Origin of the sequence: Streptomyces violaceoruber (genome assembly GCF_033406955.1) — a bacterium.
GTDB lineage: Bacteria > Actinomycetota > Actinomycetes > Streptomycetales > Streptomycetaceae > Streptomyces > Streptomyces violaceoruber.
Map to the genome: position 1 here is coordinate 8462783 of NZ_CP137734.1, position 24460 is coordinate 8487242.

Annotated in this window: 23 protein-coding genes; 11 read left to right on the forward strand and 12 right to left on the reverse strand. The window is 73.5% G+C overall.

What is annotated here, in order from left to right; translation table 11 throughout:
- Positions 1–78 precede the first annotated feature (78 nt).
- The 3 genes from R2E43_RS38150 to R2E43_RS38160 are packed head-to-tail and all read left to right on the forward strand — an operon-like array spanning position 79 to position 3598.
- Entirely contained in the window at positions 79–1296 is a 1218-nt protein-coding gene (locus R2E43_RS38150; RefSeq protein ID WP_030862107.1) for a lycopene cyclase family protein, read from the forward strand.
- Positions 1293–2033 (forward strand): class I SAM-dependent methyltransferase, encoded by a 741-nt coding sequence (locus tag R2E43_RS38155; RefSeq protein WP_093455302.1) that lies wholly within the window; start codon positions 1293–1295, stop codon positions 2031–2033. The genes R2E43_RS38150 and R2E43_RS38155 overlap by 4 nt, the downstream gene beginning before the upstream one ends.
- Positions 2030–3598, forward strand: coding sequence for an FAD-dependent oxidoreductase (locus R2E43_RS38160; protein WP_136207243.1), 1569 nt, complete (start codon positions 2030–2032; stop codon positions 3596–3598). The genes R2E43_RS38155 and R2E43_RS38160 overlap by 4 nt, the downstream gene beginning before the upstream one ends.
- A gap of 15 nt (positions 3599–3613) precedes the next feature.
- Here the strand turns inward: R2E43_RS38160 and R2E43_RS38165 are convergent, their stop codons facing one another.
- The 8 genes from R2E43_RS38165 to R2E43_RS38200 form a co-directional block, all read right to left on the reverse strand.
- Positions 3614–4624, reverse strand: coding sequence for a DUF5914 domain-containing protein (locus tag R2E43_RS38165; protein ID WP_136207242.1), 1011 nt, complete (start codon positions 4622–4624; stop codon positions 3614–3616).
- Positions 4621–5616, reverse strand: coding sequence for a phytoene/squalene synthase family protein (locus R2E43_RS38170; RefSeq protein WP_093455299.1), 996 nt, complete (start codon positions 5614–5616; stop codon positions 4621–4623). The genes R2E43_RS38165 and R2E43_RS38170 overlap by 4 nt, the downstream gene beginning before the upstream one ends.
- On the reverse strand, positions 5603–7174 hold the full coding sequence (crtI, locus tag R2E43_RS38175; RefSeq protein ID WP_136207241.1) for a phytoene desaturase family protein: 1572 nt from the start codon (positions 7172–7174) through the stop codon (positions 5603–5605). The genes R2E43_RS38170 and crtI overlap by 14 nt, the downstream gene beginning before the upstream one ends.
- Positions 7171–8316: a polyprenyl synthetase family protein gene (locus R2E43_RS38180; RefSeq protein WP_037666999.1), complete on the reverse strand. Its 1146-nt coding sequence runs from the start codon at positions 8314–8316 to the stop codon at positions 7171–7173. Before R2E43_RS38180 ends, crtI begins: the two co-directional genes overlap by 4 nt.
- Positions 8317–8451: 135 nt before the next feature.
- A complete protein-coding gene (locus tag R2E43_RS38185; protein ID WP_016325000.1) occupies positions 8452–9948 on the reverse strand; it encodes a cryptochrome/photolyase family protein in 1497 nt (498 codons plus the stop codon).
- An 11-nt stretch (positions 9949–9959) separates the two neighbouring features.
- The gene (locus R2E43_RS38190; protein ID WP_136207240.1) at positions 9960–11333 is read right to left on the reverse strand and encodes a cryptochrome/photolyase family protein; all 1374 of its coding nucleotides are present in this window, start codon (positions 11331–11333) and stop codon (positions 9960–9962) included.
- A gap of 37 nt (positions 11334–11370) precedes the next feature.
- Entirely contained in the window at positions 11371–12942 is a 1572-nt protein-coding gene (locus R2E43_RS38195; RefSeq protein WP_030862091.1) for an SDR family oxidoreductase, read from the reverse strand.
- Between the two features lie 47 nt (positions 12943–12989).
- The gene (locus R2E43_RS38200; RefSeq protein ID WP_003978687.1) at positions 12990–13991 is read right to left on the reverse strand and encodes a hypothetical protein; all 1002 of its coding nucleotides are present in this window, start codon (positions 13989–13991) and stop codon (positions 12990–12992) included.
- Positions 13992–14091: 100 nt separating this feature from the next.
- Between R2E43_RS38200 and R2E43_RS38205 the strand changes: the two genes are divergently transcribed.
- Positions 14092–14694, forward strand: a complete 603-nt coding sequence (locus R2E43_RS38205; RefSeq protein WP_093455295.1) for a DUF4383 domain-containing protein — start codon at positions 14092–14094, stop codon at positions 14692–14694.
- 37 nt (positions 14695–14731) lie between these two features.
- Here R2E43_RS38205 and R2E43_RS38210 read toward each other — a convergent pair whose 3' ends face one another.
- The 3 genes from R2E43_RS38210 to R2E43_RS38220 form a co-directional block, all read right to left on the reverse strand.
- On the reverse strand, positions 14732–15265 hold the full coding sequence (locus R2E43_RS38210; RefSeq protein WP_016324997.1) for an ester cyclase: 534 nt from the start codon (positions 15263–15265) through the stop codon (positions 14732–14734).
- Positions 15266–15415: 150 nt separating this feature from the next.
- Positions 15416–16882, reverse strand: a complete 1467-nt coding sequence (locus R2E43_RS38215; protein WP_003978690.1) for a sensor histidine kinase — start codon at positions 16880–16882, stop codon at positions 15416–15418.
- Positions 16879–17610, reverse strand: a complete 732-nt coding sequence (locus R2E43_RS38220; protein ID WP_003978691.1) for a response regulator transcription factor — start codon at positions 17608–17610, stop codon at positions 16879–16881. The genes R2E43_RS38215 and R2E43_RS38220 overlap by 4 nt, the downstream gene beginning before the upstream one ends.
- Positions 17611–17753: 143 nt before the next feature.
- Between R2E43_RS38220 and R2E43_RS38225 the strand changes: the two genes are divergently transcribed.
- The 7 genes from R2E43_RS38225 to R2E43_RS38255 all read left to right on the forward strand — a co-directional run bounded on the left by R2E43_RS38225 (position 17754) and on the right by R2E43_RS38255 (position 23880).
- Positions 17754–19124 carry a ferredoxin reductase family protein gene (locus tag R2E43_RS38225; RefSeq protein ID WP_332057062.1) on the forward strand — a complete coding sequence of 457 codons (1371 nt, stop codon included), beginning with the start codon at positions 17754–17756 and terminating at the stop codon, positions 19122–19124.
- An 8-nt stretch (positions 19125–19132) separates the two neighbouring features.
- Positions 19133–19576, forward strand: coding sequence for an FMN-binding protein (locus R2E43_RS38230; protein WP_030862077.1), 444 nt, complete (start codon positions 19133–19135; stop codon positions 19574–19576).
- Positions 19569–20306, forward strand: a complete 738-nt coding sequence (locus R2E43_RS38235; RefSeq protein WP_016324996.1) for an FAD:protein FMN transferase — start codon at positions 19569–19571, stop codon at positions 20304–20306. Before R2E43_RS38230 ends, R2E43_RS38235 begins: the two co-directional genes overlap by 8 nt.
- Positions 20307–20414: 108 nt before the next feature.
- Positions 20415–20669 (forward strand): hypothetical protein, encoded by a 255-nt coding sequence (locus tag R2E43_RS38240; protein WP_332057155.1) that lies wholly within the window; start codon positions 20415–20417, stop codon positions 20667–20669.
- A 169-nt stretch (positions 20670–20838) separates the two neighbouring features.
- Entirely contained in the window at positions 20839–21741 is a 903-nt protein-coding gene (locus R2E43_RS38245) for a universal stress protein (protein ID WP_191848985.1), read from the forward strand.
- Between the two features lie 27 nt (positions 21742–21768).
- Positions 21769–22620: a universal stress protein gene (locus tag R2E43_RS38250; RefSeq protein WP_003978697.1), complete on the forward strand. Its 852-nt coding sequence runs from the start codon at positions 21769–21771 to the stop codon at positions 22618–22620.
- Positions 22621–22809: 189 nt separating this feature from the next.
- Positions 22810–23880, forward strand: a complete 1071-nt coding sequence (locus R2E43_RS38255) for a zinc-dependent alcohol dehydrogenase family protein (RefSeq protein ID WP_265697205.1) — start codon at positions 22810–22812, stop codon at positions 23878–23880.
- A 151-nt stretch (positions 23881–24031) separates the two neighbouring features.
- On the opposite strand, the gene R2E43_RS38260 is transcribed toward R2E43_RS38255, so the two are convergent.
- Positions 24032–24433: a universal stress protein gene (locus R2E43_RS38260; protein ID WP_322746956.1), complete on the reverse strand. Its 402-nt coding sequence runs from the start codon at positions 24431–24433 to the stop codon at positions 24032–24034.
- Positions 24434–24460: the final 27 nt, after the last annotated feature.

Below are 24460 nucleotides of genomic sequence, written 5' to 3' on the forward strand. Positions count from 1 at the left end.
GGAGGCCGACCGCCCGACGCCCGCCGAGCCGCCGCACCCGGGTCCCGACGGAAGCCCGGTCGTCGAACGGCGACTGTGGTGACACCCCGTTCCGCCCAGGACTCCGACGTGCTCGTCATCGGTGGCGGTGCGGCCGGACTCAGCCTCGCCCACCGGCTGACGGAGAACGGCACGGCCCCTGCCGTGACCCTGATCGAGCCGCCGGACGGTCCGCTGCGCCCCGCGGAGCGCACCTGGTGCTACTGGGGGGCGGCCGCCGACGGCCTGGAAGAGGCGGTCGGCGCGTCCTGGTCCGTGCTGCGTCTGCACGGCGCCGACGGCGGGTCGGTCACCGTCGATCCGGCCCCGTTCACCTACCGCATGGTGCGTTCCGCCGACTTCGAGCGGATGGTCCACGGCCGCCTGGCCCGCACGGACGGTGCGCGCCTTCTGCGGGGTACGGCGGAATCGGTTCGCGCCGTGCCCGCGGGCACGGAGGTCCGCTGCACGCTGCCCGGAGGCCGGCCGCTGACGCTGTACGCCCGGCGGGTCTTCGACTCACGGCCGCTTCCCGAGCTGCCGCCGGCGCGTACGTGTCTGCTGCAGCACTTCCGCGGCTGGTTCGTACACACCCGCACCGACCGGTTCGACCCGGCGGTCGCGGACCTGATGGACTTCCGCGTGCCCCAGCCGACCCACGGACTCGCCTTCGGCTACGTCCTGCCGCTGGCGCCGGACCGGGCGCTCGTGGAGTACACCGAGTTCTCCCGCGCCCCGCTGACCACCGAGGAATACGAGTCGGCACTCGGGCGCTACTGCCGCGACATCCTCGGACTGGGCGAACTCACCGTGGAACGGACGGAACAAGGCGTCATCCCCATGACCGACGCCCGCTTCCCGGGACGTGCCGGGCCGGCCGTGTACCGCATCGGGACCGCGGGCGGTGCCACTCGCCCCGCCACCGGCTACACGTTCGCCGCGGTGCAACGGCACAGCGGAGCCATCGCCGCCGCCCTGCGGGACGGCCACGACCGCGTCCCGGCACCGCACGGGCGACGGGCGCGGGCCATGGACGCGGTCCTGCTGCGTGCGCTGGACACCGGTCGCATCGACGGACCGCGCTTCTTCACCGACCTGTTCCGCCGGGTCCCGGCCGAGCGCCTGCTGAGGTTCCTCGACGGCACGACCTCCCTCCGGGAGGAGTGGGGCATCGGGTTGCGCACTCCCGTCCGGCCGATGCTGCGCACCGCGGCCGAAGTGCCCTTCCTGCCACGCCGGTCCCAGCCCCTCGCCCGAACCGGAGGGAACAACCGATGACACTCCTGCGCGACCACGACCTGGCCCGCGCCTTCGACCACGCTTCCCACACCTACGACGGCCTCACGGCCCTGAACCCCGGCTACCGCACGGGCCTCCTGCGTTCCGCCCGCCGTCTCGCGCTCCCCGCCGACGGAGCCGGACTGCATCTGCTCGACCTCGGGTGCGGTACCGGCGCCTCCACCCGGGCCCTCCTCAGGGCCGCGCCACGAGCCCGGATCACGGCCGTGGACGCCTCCGCGGGCATGCTGCGCCGAGCACTGGTCAAACCGTGGCCCGCCCGCGTGCGCTTCCTCCACCTGACCGCCGAGGAGTTCGCCACGACCCGTGAGGACGAAGGCCCCTTCGACGCCGTCTTCGCCGCCTACCTGTTCCGCAACGTCACCGACCCGGACGCGGTCCTGCGGGCCGTCCGGCAACTCCTGAGGCCGGGCGGACGCTTCGCCGCCCACGAGTACAGCCTCAGCGGCTCGCCGGGGCACCGGGCCCTGTGGTCGGCGGTGTGCCGCGGAGTCGTCATCCCCGCGGGCACCCTCACCGGCGACCGCTCCCTCTACCGCCACCTCCGGCGCAGCGTCGTCGCCTTCGACACCGCCCCCGAATTCGCCGCCCGGCTGACGCGGGCCGGCCTGACCTCGGTGCGCGTCGCCCCCGTCGCCGGATGGCAGACGGGCATCGTGCACACCTTCCTCGCCCGCAACGGCAACCCCACCACGACAGAGGAGCGCGTCCTGTGACCGTCCGCCGCACCGCCGCCGCCCGACGGGGCCGCGACCGCAAGGCCGAGATCGTCTTCCCCGCACCCGGTGCGGACCGATTCGGACGCGGTGACGAGCCGTCCGTCGCGGTGATCGGCGGCGGGATCGCCGGTCTGGCCGCGGCCACCCTCATGGCCGAACGCGGCGCCCGCGTGACGCTGTACGAGAAGGAGGACGCGGTCGGCGGCAGGCTCTCCGGCCGGCGCACCACCCTGGCCGACGGCAGCGCCGTGACCATGACCCGCGGGTTCCACGCCTTCTTCCGCCAGTACTACAACCTCCGCGGACTGCTCCGCCGTACCGACCCCGGCCTGGACCGCCTCACCCCGCTGCCCGACTACCCCTTGCGGCACAGCGGTGGCCTGACCGACGGCTTCGCCCGCGTCCCGCGGACCCCGCCCCTCAGCGCGATCGGATTCGTCGCCCTCAGCCCCACCTTCGGATGGCGCGACCTCGCCGCGATGGACCCGCGGGCCGCCCTGCCGCTCCTCGACGTGCGCGTGCCCCAGGTGTACGAACGCTTCGACGGCGTCACCGCCACCGCGTTCCTGGAGAGCGTGCGCTTCCCCGAAGCGGCGCACCACCTGGCCTTCGAGGTGTTCTCCCGCAGCTTTTTCGCCGATCCGCGCCGGCTGTCCGCCGCGGAACTGCTGCTGATGTTCCACATCTACTTCCTCGGATCGTCCGAGGGCCTGCTCTTCGACGTGCCGGTCGAACCCTTCCCCCAGGCACTGTGGAACCCACTGGGCGCCTACCTCCGACGCCTCGGAGCCGACGTGCGCACCGGCACCCCGGTGCACGGGGTCCTTCCCCGCGCCGACGGGGGAGCGGACGTGCTCACGGACACCGGTGCCGACCGTCACCAGGCGGTGGTGCTGGCCCTCGACTCCGCGGGGCTGCGGCAGACCGTCGCGGCGTCACCCGGCCTGGGCACCGACACCTGGCGAGACGGCATCGCCGCCCTGCGCACCGCGCCGCCGTTCCTCGTCTCGCGGCTCTGGCTCGACCGGCCGGTCGACGCCGACCGGCCCGGGTTCCTCGGCACCAGCGGCTACGGCGGACTGGACAACGTCAGCGTCCTGGAGCGGTACGAGGGCGAGGCCGCCCGCTGGGCCGCGTGGACCGGGGGATCCGTCGTGGAACTGCACGCCTACGCCGTGGACCCGGCGGCCGAACCGAAGGAGGTGCAGGACGAGCTCGTCGACCGGCTGCACCAGGTGTACCCGGAGACCCGCGAGGCCCGCGTCGTCGACGCCCGGCACGAATGGCGCGCGGACTGCCCGATGTTCGAGGTCGGTTCCCACCGGCGGCGCCCCACCGTGCGTACCCCGCATCCCTGGCTGACCCTGGCCGGCGACGGAATCCGCTGCGACCTGCCCGTCGCCCTCATGGAACGAGCCGCCACCACCGGCTTCCTGGCCGCGAACGCCCTGCTCGCCGACCGGGGAGTGCGTGGTCAGGTCCTGTGGACGGTCCCCCGGACGGGTCGTTCACCCGTGCTCCGAGCGTTCGGAGCCGTCGCGGGGCACCGCTCGGCTCCCTGACCGGCGCCCGCGTCCTCAGCCGGGAAACCGGCCGGTGCTGCGCAGTGCCCAGCGCCGTTCGGCGTAGGCCAGGTCGTCGCGCCACAGCCGCCCGGCCGTACGGCGCATCAACGGGCGCAGTACGGGGGCGGCGGCCCGTGCCAGGGCGAAACCGGGCCGGTCCGACGCGGCGACGACCGCCTCGACCACGGCGGTGCGGGGACGCTTGTGGTCCGGCCCGGTCAGCGGCGTCGCGTGGGTCTCGACCACGGACGTGGCGCCCTCGCCGTCGGTGATGCGCATGACGACCGTGCGTGGCTCCGGCGCGGTGAACTCGGCCCGCACCGGGACCACGAGCCGCCCGGCCACCCGGAAGGAGACGTCGACGACGAAAGCGTCGTCCTCGCCCCCCTGCGGCTCCCGCACGACCGAGAGGTCCACGAACGAGTACGGGTGGAACCACGAGCCGTGCCACGGATCGAGCCGGTTGGCCACCACGTCCTGCGGTTCGCACCGCCCCGTCGCCGTGAACACGGAGTCGACCCCCCGGCCGGTCGCGGGCCGCGTGGGCACGACGGGCCGCTCGGTGGGCTCCTCGCCTCCCACCTCGTCCAGCCTTACCCAGACGAGGACACCGTCGTCGTGCACCGGGAACGGCCGCCAGCCGGCGGACGCCGAACCGTCCAGGGCGAGCCCGTGCCAGTGGCAGACCAGCGTGCCGCACACCACCCGGCTGTCGCGCAGCGGAGCGCCCAGGTGCGGGCAGATGCCGGAGCCGGCACGGGGCTCGCCGTCGTCCGAGCGCCACAGCACGACCTCCACCCCACCGACCGTCCGGCCGTACGGCCGGTCGCCCGCGCGCACCTGCCGGGAGGCGCCGACCACGAACCAGTTGCCGGAGGGCCGGGCGGAGGCCCGCTCGAGCGCGTCGGCGATGAGCGAGGGCCGCGCCTGCCGCCAGGTCGGAGTCTGAGCCGCCCAGTCGGGGCCCGCACCGCGTCGGCGCACGGGTGGCGACCACCGCCTGACGCCCCGTCGACCACTCACCGCACCGGTCCCTGCCACTCGGCTGCCGGACCACTCGCCGCCTCCACCCGGGGCGAGGTGCGGGCACGCCACCGGGCAGCGGCCACGCACAGCACACCCTCGGCGGCCGTTGCCGCCCGACGCCGGCGCGACACCACCGCGCGACGATGCAGCACGGTGTAGTCCTGCTCGGCGATCGCGTCGAGAATCCCGCCGTAGAGGGCGAACGCGGCACGGATGCAGGGACGCACCCGTGGATCGAGCATGGCGATGCCCGGCTCCGCCGTCCGGTACACGCGCCGCGTCATGGCCTCCGCCGCGACGAGAGCGGCCCGGATGCGGCGGTCGCGGCGCCCGGTGCGCCTGCTCCACTCCAGCAGGGGCCGGTCCACCCCGTGCGCGGCCAGCAGGCTGCCGGGCAGGTAGACACGGCCGCGGTCGAGATCCTCGCCGACGTCGCGCAGGAAGTTGGTGAGCTGGAACGCCACGCCCAGCGCCGCCGCGTGCGGTGCCGCCTCCTTCCGGTCCGTGACCGTGCCGAGGACGGGCAGCATTTGCAGGCCGATGACCGCCGCCGAACCGTGTACGTACGCCTGCAGATCGGCGTAGGTGGGGTAATGGGTGACGGTCAGGTCCGCACGCATCGAGGACAGGAAGTCGGCGAAGAGCACGTGGTCGATGTCGTACCGGTCGGCGGTGTCCGCGACGGCCCGGACCACCGGTTCCCGGCCCGTTCCGGTGCGCAGCCCGTCGGCCAGGTCGCTCTCCAGGCGGCGCAGCGCACGGTCGCGTTCCCCGGCCGTGCGGTGCCGGTCGAGGTCGTCCACGATGTCGTCCGCCCAGCGGGCGAAGCCGTACAGGGCGTGCACGGCCGAGCGCCGTTCGAGCGGCAGCAGACGGGTGGCCAGGAAGTAGGTCTTGCCGTGGCGGGCGTTGAGACGGCGGCACCGGGTGTAGGCGGCGCGCAGCAGGGGATCGGTGATCCCGGCGGCGTCCAGTTCACGACGGGTCATCGGCACCTGCCGGGACCGGGGCGGGGCAGGGGTCGGAAACGGCTGGGGACCGACGCGTGCGGGCGGGCCGGGACCCGGCACCGCCGGTGACCCGCGCGGCGGCGAGTTTGCCGCTGACCAGTACGGTCGGAACGCCGACACCCGGGGTGGTCCCGCAGCCCGCGAGCACCACGTTGTCCAGCCCCCGTACGAGGTTGCGCGGGCGGAACGGTCCGGTCTGGGCGAAGGTGTGGGAGACCGAGAAGGGGCTGCCCGCCGCATGGCCCTGCGCGTCCCAGTCGAGCGGCGTCACCAGGAGCTCCTCCTGGACACTGTCCGCGAACCCCTCCAGCCCCCGGCTCTCCAGTACGCCGACCAGGCTCTCGCGGTAGCGCGGGCCGAGGTCACGCCACGCGACGGCATCCGGACCGACGTCCGTGTTGGGACAGGGCGCGAGGACGTAGTGGAGGTGGCGCCCCGGCGGTGCCAGGGCGGGATCGTGCGTGGTGGGGCGGGTGATCAGCAAGGAGGGGTCACTCATCAGTTCTCCCGTACGGGTCAGTTCCTCGAAGGTGCGCTCCCACGCGGCGCCGAAGGAGAGGGTGTGGTGGGCGAGGTGCGGCCAGGTGCGGTCGGTGCCCGCGTGCAGGATCACGGCGGACGGAGAGTGCCGCAGCCGGGCCGGCCGCCGGGGGGCCCGCCCCAGCAGCCCGTAGGCGGTGGACAGCTCGCACGTCAGCACCACGGCGTCGCAGGCGATGCGCTCTCCGGAGGCCAGGTGAACGGCGCGTACCCGTCCTGCGGACCGCTCCAGCGCCTCCACTTCGGCCGACCAGCGCAGATCGGCACCGGCGGTTGCCGCCGCGTCGGCCATGGCGCGGGGGAGCGCGTGCATGCCGCCCTTGGGGAACCAGACGCCGGCCACGGTGTCCATGTACGCGATCACCGCGTAGGCGGCGAGGGCGCGGGCCGGGGCCACACCGGCGTACAGCGCCTGGAAGGAGAAGACGCGGCGCAGCCGCTCGTCGGACAGGAAGCGTCCGATGCGGCCGTCCAGCCGTCCGAATCCCCCCAGTGCCGCCAGCCGGGCCAGGTCCGGGTGCAGCAGTTGGAGGGGGGAGTCGAAGTTCGTGTCGATGAAGCGGCGCATCTGCGCCCGGTACAGCCGTTCGAGCCACCGCCGCAGATCGCGGTATCCGGCCGCCTGCGCCGGTCCGGCGAAGCGGCGCACCTCCGCCTCCATCGCCTCGCCGTCGGTGTGCACGTCGAGTGCGGAACCGTCCGCGAAACAGGCCCGGTAGGCCGGGTCCAGCGCCGTCAGTTCGACGCGGCGGCGGAGGCTGTCCCCGACGGCGGCGAACGCCTCGTCCGCCAGGTGCGGCATGGTCAGCACCGTGGGACCGGTGTCCAGCTCGTAACCGCCCAGCCGTACCCGGCCGGACCGGCCGCCCGGACCGGCGTCCCGTTCGACGACGGTGACCCGGCGGCCGGCCCCCAGCAGGTGCAGGGCGCAGGCCAGCCCGGACAGCCCGGCCCCGACCACGACGACGTGGTCGGTCGGCCCCGGCACCCTCCTCACACGACCTCCCCGGTGCCACGCGGGGCCGCGCCCGTCGCGCGCCCGATCAGTGCGGCGAACTCGTGCCGCACGGCCGGGCGCGCTCCGCAGCGGTCGAAGTGCGCGAGGCTCATGTCCGTCAGCTCCCCGATCTTCGTCTCCACCAGGTCCCGGGCGCCGGTGCGCACCAGCGCGGACCGCACCTGCCGCACGGCCTTCTCGGACTTCGGGTCCGCGTCCGGAGCCAGCGCCGCGGCCGCCAGGTGATCATCGGCGGCATCGGCGAGCCGGACGGCGACGGCGAGCAGGTAGGTGAGCTTGCGGGAGCGCAGGTCGTCGTCGGCCGGCTTCCCGGTCAGCGCGGGGTCGCCGAAGGCGCCCAGGAGGTCGTCACGCAACTGGAAGGCCAGCCCGGCGCACCGGCCGGCCGCCCGCAGCGCCTCCAGTGCGTCCCCGTCGGCTGCTCCGGCCAGTACCGCTCCCAGCGCGAGGGGCCGCGCGACGGTGTACAGGGCGCTCTTCAAGGTGGCGATGGCCAGCGCCTCGTCGACGCCGGAGGACCGTGCCGCCTGCGCGTGCAGGTCGCGGTACTGGCCGGCGACCATCTCGGTGCGCATCGCCCGCCACTCCCCGTGCAGGCGCGGGCCGTGCGGCGTACCGAGTGCCGTCTCGGTCAGCAGGTCGTCCGCCCAGGCGAGCGCCAGGTCACCGGTGAGGACGGCGGCCGAGGTGCCGAAGGATTCCGACGAGCCGTGCATACCCGCTGCCCAGTGCCCGCGGGCCAGGTCGACGTGCAGGGCCGGTGCGCCTCGTCGCTGCACGGAGCCGTCCATCACGTCGTCGTGGACCAGAGCGCACGCCTGGAGCAGTTCGAGCGCGGCTCCCGTTCGCAGGACGGCGGTGGCGTCTCCCGAGCCGCCCGCGGCGCGCCAGCCGCAGTGGGCGAACGCGGTACGCAGCCGCTTGCCGCCCCGGGCGGTCAGCGCCGCGAGACGGTCGGCCAGTTCCCGGGCGAAGAGGGGGTCGACGGCACGGCAGTGGCGCAGCCGTTCGTCCAGTACCCCCCGGAGGACGGCGTCGACCGCGTTCGCCGCATCGGTCGCGGTGACGGGGTCGTCGACCTGTTCGGCCGGCGGGGCCACCATCGGCGGCAGTCCAGGCATGCGCAGCCCCTTCTCACTCTCGGTTGTCCGCACGCCACTGCTTCCGCCGGGTGCCCTGTTGTGGATGCACTGACTTCTGCCCGTTCCGGCACGGGGTGCGGTCCGACTTCACCCCGTCGGCGCAACGGCGAGGGCTCATGGCGGTGCGTCACCCCGCGCGTGCTCCTGTGCGCACACGTCCGGGAGGTCGGCGAGCCGGTCCGACTGCCGTACCGGCCGGGCGACGCGCTGATTGCCGGCCAGCAGCTCCCGGTGCCGGTCGAGGAACGCCCAGTACCCGGCGGTGTACGGACACGCGTGCTCGCAGGTGCGGTCGCCGGGCCGGTAGCCGCACGGGCCGCAGAGGTCGCTCATGCGGTTCACGTACGCACCCGCCGAGGTGTAGGGCTTGGTGGTCATCCGGCCGCCGTCGGCGTACTGGGACATGCCGACGACGTTGGGGAGCATGACCCAGTCGTAGCCGTCCACGAAGCAGCGGTGGAACCAGTCCGTGACGGCGGCGGGGTCCCAGCCCCGCTGGAGCGCGTGACTGCCGAGCACCATCAGCCGGGGGATGTGGTGCGTCCAGCCCGTGTCCCGGACCTGGGCCAGGACGGTGCGCAGGCAGTTCGCCCGGACCGCGTCCGCGTCCAGCCGGTTCCACCAGTCCGGCAGCGGGGCGGTGTGCCCGAGCGCGTTGGAGCGTCGGTAGCCCTCGCCGAAGTACCAGTACAGCTGCCAGACGTACTCGCGCCAGCCGGCGATCTGCCGCACGAAGCCCTCCACGCTGTTCAGCGGCGCCCGGCCCTCGCGCCAAGCCCGCTCAGCCCGTTCGACGCACTCGACCGGGTCGAGCAGGCCGAGGTTCAGGGAGGACGAAAGGAGGCTGTGGCTCATGACGGGGTCGGCGGCGAGCATGGCGTCCTCGTAGGGTCCGAAGGTGGCGAGCCGGTGTTCGACAAAGCGTCGCAGTGCCCGCAGCCCCTCCGTCCGGGTGGCGGGGAACAGGCGGGGACCGTCCCGTCCGACGAAGGAGACGTCCCCGTCGCGTTCGCAGCGGTCGAGGTCGTGGCGGACCTCTTCGTCGATGTCGTCCTCGCGGGGCCGGTACGGGCGGCCGACCTGGAGGGAGGCGGCCTCGCGGGGCGGGGGTTCCCGGTTGTCGTGATCGAGGTTCCACCGTCCCGCCGCGGGCTGCTCGCCGTCCATGAGCAGGCCGTGCCCGCGGCGGACCCAGCGGTAGAAGTCCTCCTGCCGCAGGCGCTTGCCGCCGTGACCCTCGGCCCAGGCGGCGAAGCCGGTCATCGGCACGAGGAAGCCGCGGGCGGGCCCCACTGTCACCTGGGGCAGGGCGCGCACCAGGCGCAGAGCCGCGTGCGAGGTGGGGTGGTGGACGCCGACCGGGCGCCCGCGCGCGGTCCGGGCCAGTCCCTGACGGTAGGTGTCGGCGCGTACGTACGTGACGCGGTCGCCCGGTTCGGCCGCGCGGTGGCGCATGGCGGACAGCACCAGGTGGGCCTTGGCCCGGTGGAAACGCCGCCGCCGGAAGACGGAGCGCGCCTCGATCATGAGCAGCGGAGTTTCCGGCCCGGGCCCCTCTTCGCCCGGCGTGAGGAAGTGGGGGCCGAGCTGGTCGCCGAAGAGCCAATGCACGACGCGTCCCCTCAGTCCCGGCCGCGGGCGTGCTTGAACCGCGCGAGCCCGTCGGCGAGCTCGACGAGCGGGTCCGGGTAGTCGAGTTCACCGCGTTCCGCCGCCGCCAGGCGCCAGGGTTCGTGCACCTTCCCGCCCTCCACGCTCCTGAGCTCGGGGACCCAGCGCCGTACGTAGACGCCGTCCGGGTCGAACCGCCTGGCCTGGACGAGCGGGTTGAGGACGCGGTGGGGGCGGGTGTCGGTGCCGGTGCCGGCGGCCCACTGCCAGTTGAGCTGGTTGTTGACGACGTCGCCGTCCACGAGGAGGTCCAGGAAATGCCGGGCGCCGATGCGCCAGTCGACGTACAGCGTCTTGGTCAGGAAGCCCGCCACCAGCAGCCGTGCCCGGTTGTGCATCCAACCCTGGTGGCGCAACTGGCGCATGGCCGCGTCGACGACCGGATAGCCCGTCCGTCCGTCCCGCCAGGCGGCGATGTCCTCGGCGGCGTCCTCCTCGCCACGCCACCGGTCGTGCCGGGTGCGGTAGTCCTTCACCGATGCCTCGGGCCTGGCCGCCAGCACCTGGTGGTGGAAGTCCCGCCAGCACACCTGGCGGACGAACGCCTCGGCGCCGGGCCCGCCGTGCGCGCGGGCCCGGTGGACCAGTTCCAGCGGGGAGAGCGCACCGAAGTGGAGATACGGCGACAGCCTGGACGTGGCATCGTCCGCCAGGTCGTCGTGCCGGTCCTCGTAACGCGACAGTCCGGAGCGCGACCACCGTGCGAACCGGTCGCGCCCGGCCGTTTCCCCGCCGGCGGGCAGACCGGGCGAGGCACCGGCCACGTCCGCACGGTCGGGCAGCGGCTCGCCGCGGACTCCCCGCGGAACACGCACGGTGCGCGGCGCGGCCAGGGGCTTCCTCGGCGACTCCCGGGACCAGCGGCGGAAGTAGGGAGTGAACACCGCGAAGTGGTCGGAGCCCGCGGGCGTCACCGCTCCCGGAGCGACAGCGGTGATCACCGGCTCGTGCACGTGCAGGGACACGCCGTCGTCGCGGAGTCCCTCGCGCAGCCGTTCCTCGCGGCGGTGGGCGTACCCGGTGACGCCCGCGGCCACATGCACCTCGGTGGACCCGCACTGGGCGGCGACCGATCGGACCTCCCGGACGACCGGCCCGTCGCGGACCACGAGCCGGCCGCCGCGGTGGCGCAGCGAGGAGTCGAGGTCGCTCAGGCAGTCGGCCAGAAAGGCCCTGCGGTTGGGCGCGTCGAACCCCGCCGCGTGGATGCCGGTGTCGCGTACGAACAGCGGCACCACCTCGTCCGCCGCCTGGAGCGCGGCGTGCAGGGGCGGATGGTCGTGCAGACGCAGGTCCGAGGTGAACAGGACGACCGCGACGGTCATGGCGTCACTCCTGGCGCAGTGGTGCGTGGACGAAGACTCAGTGCTCCGCACTTCGCCGGCTTCGTCGACGCCGGATGCGTCGCGACCGGGTTTCACTCCCGCGGGTGACCGGTCCCTTGGCTGCGGCCCGGCCGATGTTGCGTGCCATGCCGCCGAAGACGACGGCGTGGAACGGGGAGACGGACCACCAGTAGGCGTGGCCGAGCAGCCCGCGCGGATGGAACAGGGCGCGTTGCCGGTAGCGGGTACGGCCCTCCGCATCCGTCTCGACGTACATCTCCAGCCACGCCAGTCCGGGCAGCCGCATCTCCGCACGCAGCCGCAGCAACCGTCCCGGTTCGATCTCCTCGACGCGCCAGAAGTCCAGCGAGTCGCCGACCCGAAGGCGCTGGGCGTCACGCCGGCCGCGGCGCAGACCCACACCGCCGACGAACCGGTCCAGCCAGCCGCGGACGGCCCAGGCCGGCGGGAAGGAGTACCAGCCGTTCTCCCCGCCGATGCCCTCCACCACCTTCCACAGCGCCTCCGGGGACGCGTCGACCGGCAGGTGCCGCTCGTCCTCGTAGAGGCTGCCGCCGGCCCAGTCGGGGTCGGTGGGCAGGGGATCGCTGGGGGCTCCCGGCACGGAGGCGGACGACCAGCGAGTGGCGACCTGGGCCTCCCGGACCCGCCGCAGGGCCAGCGCCAGGGCCACGTCGAACGGCAGGGGCCGGCCGGGAGCGTCGGGGACGTAGCGGGCGATGTCGTGCTCCTGGCACACGACCTCATGGCGCAGAGACTCCGTCAGCGGCCGGGCGATGGAGGCCGGGACCGGCGTGACGAGGCCGACCCAGTGACTGGACAACCCGGGGGTGAGCACCGGAACGGGCACGATGATCCGCCGCCGGAGTCCGCTCACGGTGGCGTAGCGGCGCATCATCTCGCGGTAGGTGAGCACGTCCGGCCCGCCGACGTCGAAAGCCCGGTCGATGTCGTCCGGCATGGTGGCCGACCCGGCCAGGTAGTGCAACACGTCGCGGACCGCGATGGGCTGGGTGCGGGTGTGCACCCAACTGGGTGTCACCATGACGGGCAGCCGTTCGGTCAGATAGCGCAGCATCTCGAAGGACGCCGACCCCGATCCGACGACCACCGCGGCCCGCAGTACGGTGGCGGGTACGGGGGCGTCGAGGAAGATGCGGCCGACCTCCGCGCGGGAGCGCAGGTGAGGGGAGAGCGTGCGCTCGGGAACGCCCCGCGGAGTCAGACCACCCAGGTAGACGATCCTCCGCACGCCTGCCTCGTACGCCTGCTGGGCGAAGACGTGTGCCGCGCGGCGGTCGGTGTCCTCGAAGCCGGTGCCCGACGCGAGGGCGTGCACCAGGTAGTAGGCGACGTCGACGCCGCGCATGGCCTCGGCGACGGAACGCGGGTCGGTGACGTCTCCCCGTACGCTCTCGACGTCGGCCGCCCAGGGCTGGTCACGCAGTTTGGCCGGGGTGCGGGCCAGGCACCGTACCCGGTGACCGGCCTCCAGCAGCTCGGGCACGAGGCGTCCCCCGATGTATCCGGAGGCGCCGGTCACCAGACAGAGGAGTCGTTCCCGGTCCCGTCGTCCGTTCGCCGCCACGGTTCTTTCCTTCCGGTTCCGCCCACGACATCCCGCCCGGATCTCGATCATCGGCTCCACAGCGTCACCGCGCCCGTCGCGGCGAGGCGGCCGGCGGCGGTGACCAGGAACCGGGACCCGCCCGGTTCCTTCGAGGTCTCGACCCGCGCACCCCGCGACGGCACCGGTGCGCACACCTCGGCCCGCAGCCCGATCACCGCGGCAGCCGTCATCCCACTGTCCAGCAGAACCGCTTGCCGCCCCGCCTCCAGGATCGCCAGCAGGGGCATGCGCGCCGGCCGGCCGGCCAGGAACACCGGGTGCCCGGGGTCGCGCGGGGCGGTCACCAGCCGTCCCCGAGGGCCCCGGGCCAGCATCACGTCACCGTCGGCCGCGGCACCGACCGCGGCTGCCGGGGGATGGAGCAGGCCCGGAAGCGGTACTTCTCCCGAGGGTGCCGCCGAGCCCGCCCGGCGGAGGAGCCGCATGCTGCACGATCCGAAGGGTTCCCCTGTGCGCAGGAATTCGGCCGTGACGCGGTGGGCGACGGGCCGGCCGGCCTTGGTCACCAGATCGCTCACGCTCATCCGCACGTCCACGTCGGTGGCGCTGCGACGCTCCACGGGCCACGACCGCAGCCGCAGTCCCAGGCCGACCGAAACGGGTTCGAGCCGAGCACGAACTGCCCCCGAGGGACGGCCGTACTCCAGGGCGACGGCGAGCTGCCGGGTGGACTCCGCCATGATCAGCGGATGATGCGCCACCGCGCCCACCGCGCGTTCGTTCAAGGGGTGCAGGCGAGGCCACTGGCAACGGGCCGCGAAGCAGCGTTTCCCGAGCCGGGTGAAGGACTCCACCAGCAGCGATGCCATCGTGTCCAGTCCCAGGTCGCGCCAGGTGAGCGGCACCTGCCGTATCACCGAGTCCTGCCCCCGCCGGTCGCCGATGCCGTCGTCGTGCCGTCGGACGCGGGTGCCGAGCGCCTGGTCCGTCGCCACCTCGTGCATGAGCGTCTCCTGCCGGAAGGCCGGGGGTGCGGCCGTGGCGCGCACCTGGTCGTCACTGCCCACTTCGCATGCAGGGGCCGCGGCGGATGCACGCCTCGGTACCGGCCGGGGGACCTGTCGCCGAAGATGCATCCGGAGCGAGCGCGCACGCGGAAACACCGGCATGAGGCTAAAAGACGAAATGCCCGTCGATCACCATCTGGCCACCGTCTACCGTTACGGCGCGGGCTTCTGCGGGCTGGTCCTGCTGGTCTTCGCAGGTCTTGGCTTCGCCGACGCACTGAGCCCGTTCGACACGGCGGGCGACACGATCGCCGGCATGACCACCAACGTCGCGCTCAGTGTCATCTCCGCCGTCGTCGGTCTGGCGCTGCTCGCGGGCGCGGTGATCGGCGGCAACTTCGCCTCGGTCCTCAACATGACGATCGGCGCGCTCTTCGTCCTGAGCGGGTTCTTCCACGTCTTCGTCCTGGACCGTCGAGCCAACATCCTCGACTTCGGAATGACCAACGTGATCTTCAGCTTCGTCATGGGACTGGTCATCGCCACGTTCGGCATGTACGGCCGGGTTTCCAGCAAGCTGTCGCACGACAACCCGTACTGGCAGCGTCGCCATCCCGAGCAGGCGGCCCGAGAACGAGAGGCGGTCGCCGCCCTGCCGGACGGGGGACGGGACGGGCACGCGCTGCCCGGTGGACAGGGCCCCGGGGGCACGCGGTCACCCGGATCGCCCGCCCGGCGTCCCCCCAGGTCCGGAATGCGGTGACGGCCGGTCCGCGCGGGCGGCGAAGCCCTCGGGAGCGCTACGGAGCGTGGCTGCGTTGCCGCGGGTGATGCGCCCGCCAGCGGTCGGTCAGCTGCGTCTTCACGTTGAAGGCCCTGGTGGCGGCACGGTCGGCCGCTGAACCGCGGGACGGCAGCAGGCCGATCTGGCGACCCAGCTCGGCGCCGTCGAACACGGTTCGGGAACGCCTGATGCGTCCGGCGTCGACTTCGGCGAAGTCGACACCCTGCAGGGCGACGGGCTGCTTCGTGGGGGCGAGACCCTGGTACGGCGCTCCGTCGAAGGTACCGGTCATGCGCCATTGCACTGCCGCGTACCGGTCGTCTCCGACTGCGTGTTCCAGGGTCATCACCAGGTCGGGCATGGCCCGGCGGACCTCCTCGAAGTACTGCCGCACCGCCTGTCGGCCGCGGCGCAGGCCCACGGGGACGACGTCGAAGACGACGTCCTCGTGGAGCAGTTCGGTGAAACGGTCCAGATGTCCGGTGGCCACGGACCGGAACGCCGCTCGGGCCACGTCGACGGGATCCACACCGTTCGCTTCCGTACTCACGGCCGCCTCCTGAGGTCGGTGGGGGCACACGCCGCAAGCCCGGCGGAGTGCCCTGAAGGAATCACTGCCGGTTCCTTTTCCAGACTGGCTCCTCCGCACGTCCGGCGCACCCCGCGAGTGCGACGCGGCAGTTCCACGTGTCGGCCGCGGCTATCCAGGCGGTCGACTCGGCAGACGCACGGTGAACGTGGTGGTGCCCGGTTCGCCGGCGACGGTCGCGGTGCCGCCGTGCGCGGCGGCCACCGCGGCGACGATGGACAGCCCGAGACCCGTGCCGCCCCCGTCGGCGCCGCGGGGGCCGTCTCCGTGGACGAAGCGGTCGAAGAGGTGGTCGCGCAGGGCGGGCGGGATTCCCGGGCCGTCGTCGGTCACCGTGAGGCAGGCCGTGCCGTCGTCGTCCCGTCGTACGCCCACGGTCACGGCGCTGCCGGGAGGTGTGTGCAGCCGGGCGTTGGCCGTGAGGTTCGCGAGAAGCTGGTGCAGGCGGTGCCGGTCGCCCGATACGACGACCGGCTCTCGCGGCAGTTCGAGGGACCACCGGTGCTCCGGGCCGGCCGCGCGCGCGTCGGTGACGACGTCCAGCACGAGCCGTGTCAGATCGACGGGTTCGTGCTCCAGAGGGCGGCCGGCGTCCAGCCGGGCGAGCAGGAGGAGGTCGTCGACCATGGCGCCCATCCGGGCGGACTCCGCGGCGATCCGCTCCAGCGCACGGCTCACCTCGGGGGGCAGCGGCCCGGGGTGGAGCAGGGCCAGCTCGGCGTGGCCGCGCACCGAGGCCACGGGGGTGCGCAGTTCGTGACTCGCGTCGGCGGAGAAGCTGCGCAGACGTTCCTCACTGCGCTGGCGCTGGGTCAGGGCGTGTTCGACGTGGCCCAGCATCCGGTTGAAAGCGGTGGTGACCTGGTCGACCTCCTCGCTGCGCGGCCGGGTGTCGGGGGCACGCGCGGGCAGCGCCACCGTCCCGCTGGCGAGGGGAAGCTCGCTGACCCGGGTCGCGGTGTCGGCGATGCGGCTGAGGGAGCGCAGGGACCAGCGCACCCAGAGCGCACCCGCGACGCCGGCACCGACGAGCGCCAGCCCGAAGACGCCGCCCGCGACGAGTTCGAGCCGGTGGACCGCCGCTTCGACCGGCTCCAGCGGCAGGCCGGTGATCAGCGTGTCGCCGTCCCGCCCCTGCCATGCCATCACCCGGTAGTCGCCGAGGCCGGTCAGCTCGACGCTGTGGCCCTGTCCGTCCGTGGGCACAGCCGCGAGGGCCCGGGCGTCGTCGGCGTCGAGCTCAAGGGTGACCACGTCAGCCGGTGCGTCGCCCTGTCGGACCACGGCGGCGTTGGTCACCCGGCCGTCCGCGATCCGGACCCCCAGCGTCTCGGCGGCCTGGCGGCGGGTGTCACCGCGTTCGTCTCCGTCGTGGTCGTCGTGGTCCGTGTCCGGGTGCTCCAGACTCGCCGCGAAAGCACTGCCCGTGTCGGTCAGCTGCTGGTCGAGGCGGTCGGTGAGGAACCCGTTCAGTTCCAGTACGGCCGCCCCGCCCACCGTGGCGCACGCGACAGCGAGCAGCACGAGCAGCCCGGCGGTCAGACGGGCGCGCAGCGTATGAAGACGCGGCCACCTCACTGGGGCGCCGGCTTCAGGACGTATCCGGCGCCCCGCACCGTGTGGATCATCGGCGCGCGGCCCGAGTCGATCTTCTTGCGGAGGTACGAGACGTACAGCTCGACGACGTGGGCCCGGCCTCCGAAGTCGTAGGACCAGACCAGGTCGAGAAGCTGTGTCTTGCTCAGCACCTGACGCGCGTGCCGCATGAGGCAGCGCAGCAGCTGGAACTCGGTCGGCGACAGGTCGATCAGGTCCCCGCCCCGGGTGACTTCGTGCGCGTCCTCGTCCAGTTCCAGGTCCCCGACCACGAGCAGGGAGTCGGTCGCCCGCTCGCGTGTCATCCCGGCGCGGCGCAGCAGGCCGTGCAGCCGTGCGACGAGTTCCCCGAGGCTGAACGGCTTGGTCACGTAGTCGTCGCCACCCGCGGTGATCCCGGTGATGCGGTCCTCCACGGCGTCCCGCGCCGTGAGGAAAAGCACGCACACGTGCGGCTGCTCGGCGCGCAGGTCGCGCAGGACCGACAGCCCGTCGCGGTCCGGGAGCATGATGTCCAGGACGACGGCGTCGGGCCGGAACGCGCGGGCTTCGCGGACGGCGGCGTCGGCCGAGGCCGCCGCGCGTACGTCCCAGCCCTCGTAGCGCAGGGCTCCGGTGACGACCTCGGCGAGGTCGGGTTCGTCGTCGACGACGAGGACGCGCACGGGCGTGCCGTCGGAACGGGTCAGGGCTGCGCTGCGTGTGTTCATGGCCTTCCCAGCATCTCCCGCAACCCTCTGGATTTCCTCTGAACGCCTTCTGCGCCCTCCCCGTACCGCCGGGCCGGGCCGCTCAGAGCCCGCTCAGAGATTGCGGCGCCACAGTGGACAGCCCCTGCCCCGAGGAGACGTCCATGGCCACCGCTACCGACCGACCGCACCCGGCGCGGCACCGAGCCCCTGCCCCGCCGTGGCGGGCATCACGGGCCGTGGTGCTCCAGGCGGCCGCGTGGGCCGGAGGCATCGCCGTGCTCGCCCTGTGGTGGCGGGACACGGGCGCGGTCGTCGGCGCGGCCGGCTGGCTCACCGGTGCGGGGCGCATCACGGGGCTCCTGTGCGGATACATGTGCGCCCTGCTGGTCGCCCTGATGGCGAGGGTGCCGTGGCTGGAGAGCCGGGTCGGCAGCGACCGTGCCGCACGCTGGCACGCCTCGGCGGGCCGCTGGACCATCGGCCTGCTCCTGGCGCACGTCCTGCTCATCGTCCTCGGCTATGCCGCCCAGGCACAGGTGGCGGTGGTGAGGGAACTCGGCACGATCGTGTTCGACCTGCCGGAGATGCTTAAGGCCACGGCGGGTGCGCTGATACTGCTCGCCGTCGGCTACACCTCGGCGCGCGCGGTACGCCGCCGGATGCGCTACGAGACCTGGTACCACCTGCACCTGTTCACGTACGCGGCGGTCTTCCTCGGCTTCTCGCACCAGCTGGCCCTCGGGGCGGACTTCGTGAGCAACGCACCCGCCCGCGCCGCGTGGTACGCGCTGTACCTCTCCGTGGCCTGCCTGGTGCTGTACTTCCGCGTCCTCACCCCGGTGCGTCTCAACCTCCGGCACCGGATCCGCGTCGAGGCCGTCGTGCCCGAGGGGCCCGGTGTGCACTCCGTCTGGATGCGGGGCCGTCGGCTCGACCGGCTCGACGCCCGGCCCGGACAGTTCCTGCGCTGGCGCTTCCTGACCCCCGGCATGCGGGGTGCCAGCCATCCCTACTCGCTCTCGGCCGTGCCGCGCGACGACTTGATGCGCATCACCGTCAAGACGCTCGGCGACCACAGTGCGGCCGTCGCCGCCCTCCGCCCGGGCACCCGGGTGTGGGCGGAAGGGCCGTACGGGGCCCTCACCGCCGCACGACGCAGCCGCCGGAAGGTGTTGCTGGTCGCGGGGGGCACCGGGATCACCCCGCTGCGCACGCTGTTCGAGACGCTGCCCGCCGCGCCCGGCGACCTGACGCTGCTCTACCGGGCGCGCAGCACGGAGGAACTGGCGCTGAGCGAAGAACTGGAAGCCGTCGCCGCCGCACGCGGCGCCCGCCTCGTGTACGTCCTCAACGCCCCGGACGGATCGCGCGCCCGGATCACCGCGCAACGGCTCAGGGCGATCGTGCCGGACGTCGACCGGCACGACGTGTACCTGTGCGGACCGAGGGGTCTGTCCCTGGCCGCGTACGACGCCCTGCGGGAAGCCGGGGTGCCCGCGTCCCGCATCCACCACGAGTCCTTCGAACTGTGAGCCCCGCCATGCGCGCCCACCCCGTCCGCCGCACCGCGCTGACCTGCGCCGCCACCGTCACCGTGACGGTCCTCGTACTGTCCCTCAAGCCTCACCATCCGCCGGCCGGCGCCCTGCCTCCCGCCACGACGCCCACGCCGAGCAGTGGCACCGGCACCGGGGGGACGTCCTCCGGAACACGCACGGTCACAGGTCCCGCCGTCCAGACCCGCTACGGAGCCGTTCAGGTGCAGCTCACGCTCGACGGTTCGCGGATCGTGGCCGCGCGCGCCGTGCAGTCTCCCGGCGGTGATCCCCGCAGCCGGCAGATCAACGCCTCGGCGGTGCCGGCCCTCATCAGGGAGACGCTGAACGCGCAGAGCGCCCACCTCGACACCGTCTCGGGCGCCACCTATACGAGCGAGGGCTACATCGGCTCTCTGCAGAGTGCGCTGGACCGGACTCGTGCGTGAACCGGAACTGCACCGGGTGGTGCACACGATGGGCACGGTGTTCTCCTGCACGGTGCGCGCCGAGGAGACACCCGGCCTCCGCCGGGCCCTCGACGCGGCCGAAAGCACGCTGCACCATGTCGACGAGGTCTTCTCGCCCTTCCGGCCGGACAGCGCCGTCAACCGGGTCAGGCAGGGGCGTCCCGTGCCCGAGGAGTGGCAACCGGAGCTGAGCGAGGTCCTCGCCCTGTGCGCCGACGCCCACCGGCGCACCGGCGGCCGGTTCGCGGCGTGGCACTCGGGCGTCTTCGACCCGAGCGGCCTGGTCAAGGGATGGGCGGTGGAACGTGCCGCGCGCCTCCTCCGCGCGGCGGGAGCGGAGCACGTGTGCCTCAACGGGGGAGGAGATGTGCAACTGTACGGCGGCCCCTGGCGCGTGGGCATCACCCATCCCCTCCGGCCCGGCTCCTGCGCCGCGGTGGTCGAGTCGCCCGGGGGCCCGCTGGGAATCGCCACGTCCGGGCCCGGCGAGCGGGGACGCCACATCGTGGACCCGCACACGGGCGCGCCGCCGACGGACGGCCTCGCCTCGCTCACCGTGACCGGCCCCTCCCTCACCGAGGCCGACATGCTTGCGACGGCGGCGTACTGCATGGGCGCCGAAGCCCGCGGGTGGCTGGGCACGCTGCCCGGCGTCGCCGCGTTCGGGGTGATGTCGGACGGACGGACCTGGACGACCGGCAAGGGGTGAGCGGGAAGGGGGCCCGCCGGGTGCCGGGACCGCCAGGCCGGGCGGGTGAGACCGGAAGGGGGCCGACCGGCCCCCGCGTTCGGTGCCGGACCGTAGGAGACCGGCTCCGTGCACAGGACCGTCCCCCGGCAGCGGCCGACGACGGACGGTGAGCAGGCCCTCGCGCGTGTGCCCGCACTGCGTCCGGACGTGACCTGCGGGACGTACGGCGTGCGGGACGGGGTGACCGCGTGGCGGGAGCCGCGGTCGAGCATGCCGGACCTCACCCAGGTCCTGAAGCCGATCGAGGGCTCGGACCTCGTGCCGGCCGCCCCCGTCGTCGCCGCCCACGCGGAGGACCGGCTGAAGGGCGAGCGGCACTGAACACCCGCAGGGCACCCGGCGGACGGTGCTTCCGGCATGCCGACCCGCGGTTCGCCGCACGGGCCCGCCGAAGGGACCCTCGGCCGTGTCCGAGGACGAGTGGCCCTACCCCGGGGCTCAGTTGCGCGACACGCTGGAGTCGGAAGGGCCGACACGGGAGGTGCGCGACATGACCCGCACGATCACGGTGGGAATCGACGGCTCGCCCGAGAGCCACGCCGCCGCCGAGTGGGCGGCCCGCGAGGCCGAGCTGCGCGACCTGCCGGTACGTCTGCTCCACGTGTGGGAGCCGGCTCCCGCGGTCCTGGCCCAGGATTCGATCCTCGGCGCGAAGACACACCAGCACTGGACCGAGCGTGTCCCGCAGAAGGTGGGCGAAGGGCTGCGGCTGCGCCACCCCGGTGTCGTGGTGACCAGTGACCAGCGGTCCGGCCCACCGGCGGACACCCTGGTCAGGGACGCCGACGGGGCGGAACTGCTGGTCCTCGGCTCGCGCGCGCCCAGCGGACTCGGCGGCTTCCTGGCCGGTTCCGTCGGACAGTCCGTGATCGCCCACAGCGAGACTCCCGTGGTCCTCGTACGTGCCGGTGAGCAGGCGGCCGGCGAACACGTCGTGGATTCCGTCGGTGTGCCGCCCGCGGCCAACCGCCGCCGGCCGGTCGTCGTCGGACTCGACATCGGCAGCCCCGACGACGGCGTGCTCTCGTTCGCCTTCGACGAGGCACAGCGCCGCGGCACGGCCGTGCACGTGGTCAGCGGATGGCGGCCACCGCCGTACTGTCCCTCGCTGACCGCAGGCGGCGTACCGGACCAAGGGGTGGCCCGCAGGAAGGCCGCCGACCTCACCCGGCTGCTCCTGCCCTGGCGGCAGTCGTACCCGGATGTCGAGGTCGTCGAGGCATCCCGCCCCGGCAGCCCCGCCGACCTTCTGGCCGAAGCGTCGCACGAGGCGTCCCTGGTGGTCGTCGGACGGCGCATCCGGCCCAGCCCGCTCGGCGTGCACATCGGTGCGGTCGCCCACGCGGTGCTGCACCGTGTCAGTGCCCCCGTCGCCGTCGTGGCCCATCCCTGACGCATCCCGGTCGAGAGGAGGGGCGTCATGTATCTGCCTCTAGTGGTCGGGGTCGACGGCTCCGAGCCCAGCCTGCGAGCCGTCGACTGGGCGGCCGACGAGGCCGCCCTGCACGCAGTCCCCCTCTGGGTGGTCTTCGGAGACCTGTGGGAGCGGTACGAGGGCGCCGCGCTCGCCCGTGAGCCGGGGAAGCCCTCCACCGACATGCAGGCCGACGACATCCTCGCGGCCGCCGCCATCCGTGCCGGGCGTCGGCATCCCGACCTCGTCGTCACCACCGAGACGGTGCCCGACGAGGCCGAGCACGCCCTGATCTGCGCGGGGCGCAACGCATCCATGATCGTCATGGGCAGCCGAGGCCGCAGCGGCATCGCCGACAGACTGCTGGGTTCCGTCAGCCGGACCGTGGCCGCCGGGAGCGACTGCCCGGTCGTCGTGCTGCGCGGCAACCACGACAACCGCGCCATCGGAGGACGGAACGGCCGCATCGTCGTCGGTGTCGGCGAGGTATCGGCGTCGGTCCTACGGCTCGCCTTCATGGAAGCACGTCTGCGCCAGGTGCCCGTTGCGGCCGTTCGGGCCTGGCGCTGTCCCGCCCACGAGACGATCGATCACCCCTTGCCGGCGGGAGAACCGGCCCGGCGGTACGAGGAGCGGGCAGCCAGGGAACTGGAAGCAGCCCTGGAAGACGCACCGCCCGACGTCGCCGTGCGTCGGTACACCGTCGAGGGCCCGGCACGCGCGGTGCTGCCCGCCGCTTCGGCGGAAGCCGGCCTGCTGGTGATCGGCCGCCGCACCCAGGGGCGGCTCGGCCGGGTCGCCCACGCCGTCCTGCACCGCTCGGCCTGCCCGGTCGTCGTCGTGCCGGAGCGGACGTGAGCACACCGAACAGACCCGGGGCCGGCAGGCGGCGGGCGGGGGCCGACCGGCCCAAGCGGGTTCGTGCTGCCGGGGACAGTCTGGAGGTGTGGGGCAATCCCCGTCGTACCGACGGTCGTGGGCCCGCCCGGCGCGGTCCGGTCACCGTGGCCCCGGATGCTCCCGAGCACAAGGAGAGTGAGCATCACGATGAAAGGCTACGTATTCCACGGTCCGGGCCGGTCCGCGTGGGAGGACATACCGGATCCGGAACTCAAGGAGCCCACCGACGCCATCGTGCGGGTCGACGCCGTCACCATCTGCGGGACGGACCTGCACATCCTGAAGGGGGACGTGGCCGAGGTGCGGCCCGGAACCGTCCTCGGCCACGAGGCGGTCGGCGAGATCGTCGAGGTGGGCACGGACGTACGCACCGTGCGGCCGGGAGACCGCGTCCTGGTGTCCTGCATCACCGCCTGCGGAAGGTGCCGTTACTGCCGTGAGGGCGTGTACGGCCAGTGCCTCGGCGGAGGGGGCTGGATCCTCGGCCACCTGATCAACGGCACTCAGGCCGAGTACGTGCGAGTCCCGTACGCGGACCTCTCCGTGCACTCCCTGCCGGGCGCGGTGACCGACGAGGACGCCGTGCTGCTCGCCGACATCTTCCCGACGGCCTACGAGGTGGGCGTGCTCAACGGACGCGTCAGCCCCGGAGACACGGTCGTCGTGGTGGGCGCCGGCCCCATAGGACTCGCCGCGGTCGCCACGGCACGGCTGTTCGCGCCCGAACGGATCGTCGTCGTGGACCTGGCCACCGCCCGGCTGGAGGCCGCCCGGAAGCTCGGGGCCGAGGCCGTGGCGGACGCCCGCGAGGACCCGGAGCAACTGGTCGCCGACCTCACCGGGGGCCTCGGCGCCGATGTCGTCATCGAGGCCGTGGGCGTCCCCGAGACGTTCGAGATGTGCACGCGCATGGTGCGCCCGGGCGGGCACGTCGCCAACGTCGGCGTGCACGGCAAGCCGGCGACCCTGCACCTGGAAGACCTGTGGAGCAAGAACGTCACCGTCACCACCGGTCTGGTCGACACCCGTTCCACGCCGACGCTGTTGCGCATGGCGGCGTCCGGCCGACTCCCCACCGGCCAGCTGGTGACCCACACGTTCCCGCTGGAGCGCATGGAGGAGGCGTACGAGGTCTTCTCCGCGGCAGCCGACACCGGAGCGCTCAAGGTGGTCCTCGGCGGCCCGAAGCGCGAAGTCGTCGCCGCAAACGCGGTGTGACACGGCCGGCCCGGCGGGCGTCGAGTCCGCCGGGCCGGGTCGCCGGACGCTGGGCCGGCAGGAAAGCCTTGAGCGACTTCCGTCGTGATCGTGCCCCCTTCCTCGATCAACGTCGGCCGTGCCGCTCCGTGGACGGTGCTGCGTTCTACCCTCACCTCGCGAGAGCGGGCGCACATGCCCGCGAGCGTCTCGGCCAGCAGCCGCCCTTCCTCCGCGGCGAGCACGCCGGGTTCACAGGCGTAGGGCTCGGTCTCTCGTCTCGGGGAGGCGGCATCGGCGCGTTCCAGGCCGTCCAGGCGTGCACGGCGGTGATGTCCGCACCCTGCACGGAAGTCTCCCGGAAGGCGAACCGGACGGCAGCCGCTCCGGCGGCCGATCCGTCGACTCCCAAGGCCACAGGACCCGCCGGATTCTCGGGCTCGCCTACGACCACCACGGGGCACTCGGAGTGGGCGGCGAGCCCGGTCGCGAGGGATCCGATCAGAGCTCCCTGGAAGGGATGGGGACCCCTATGACCCACCACGACCGCAGCGGCGGACAGAGCCTGCGCCACCAGCCGCCCGTACGACGGCTTCGAGAC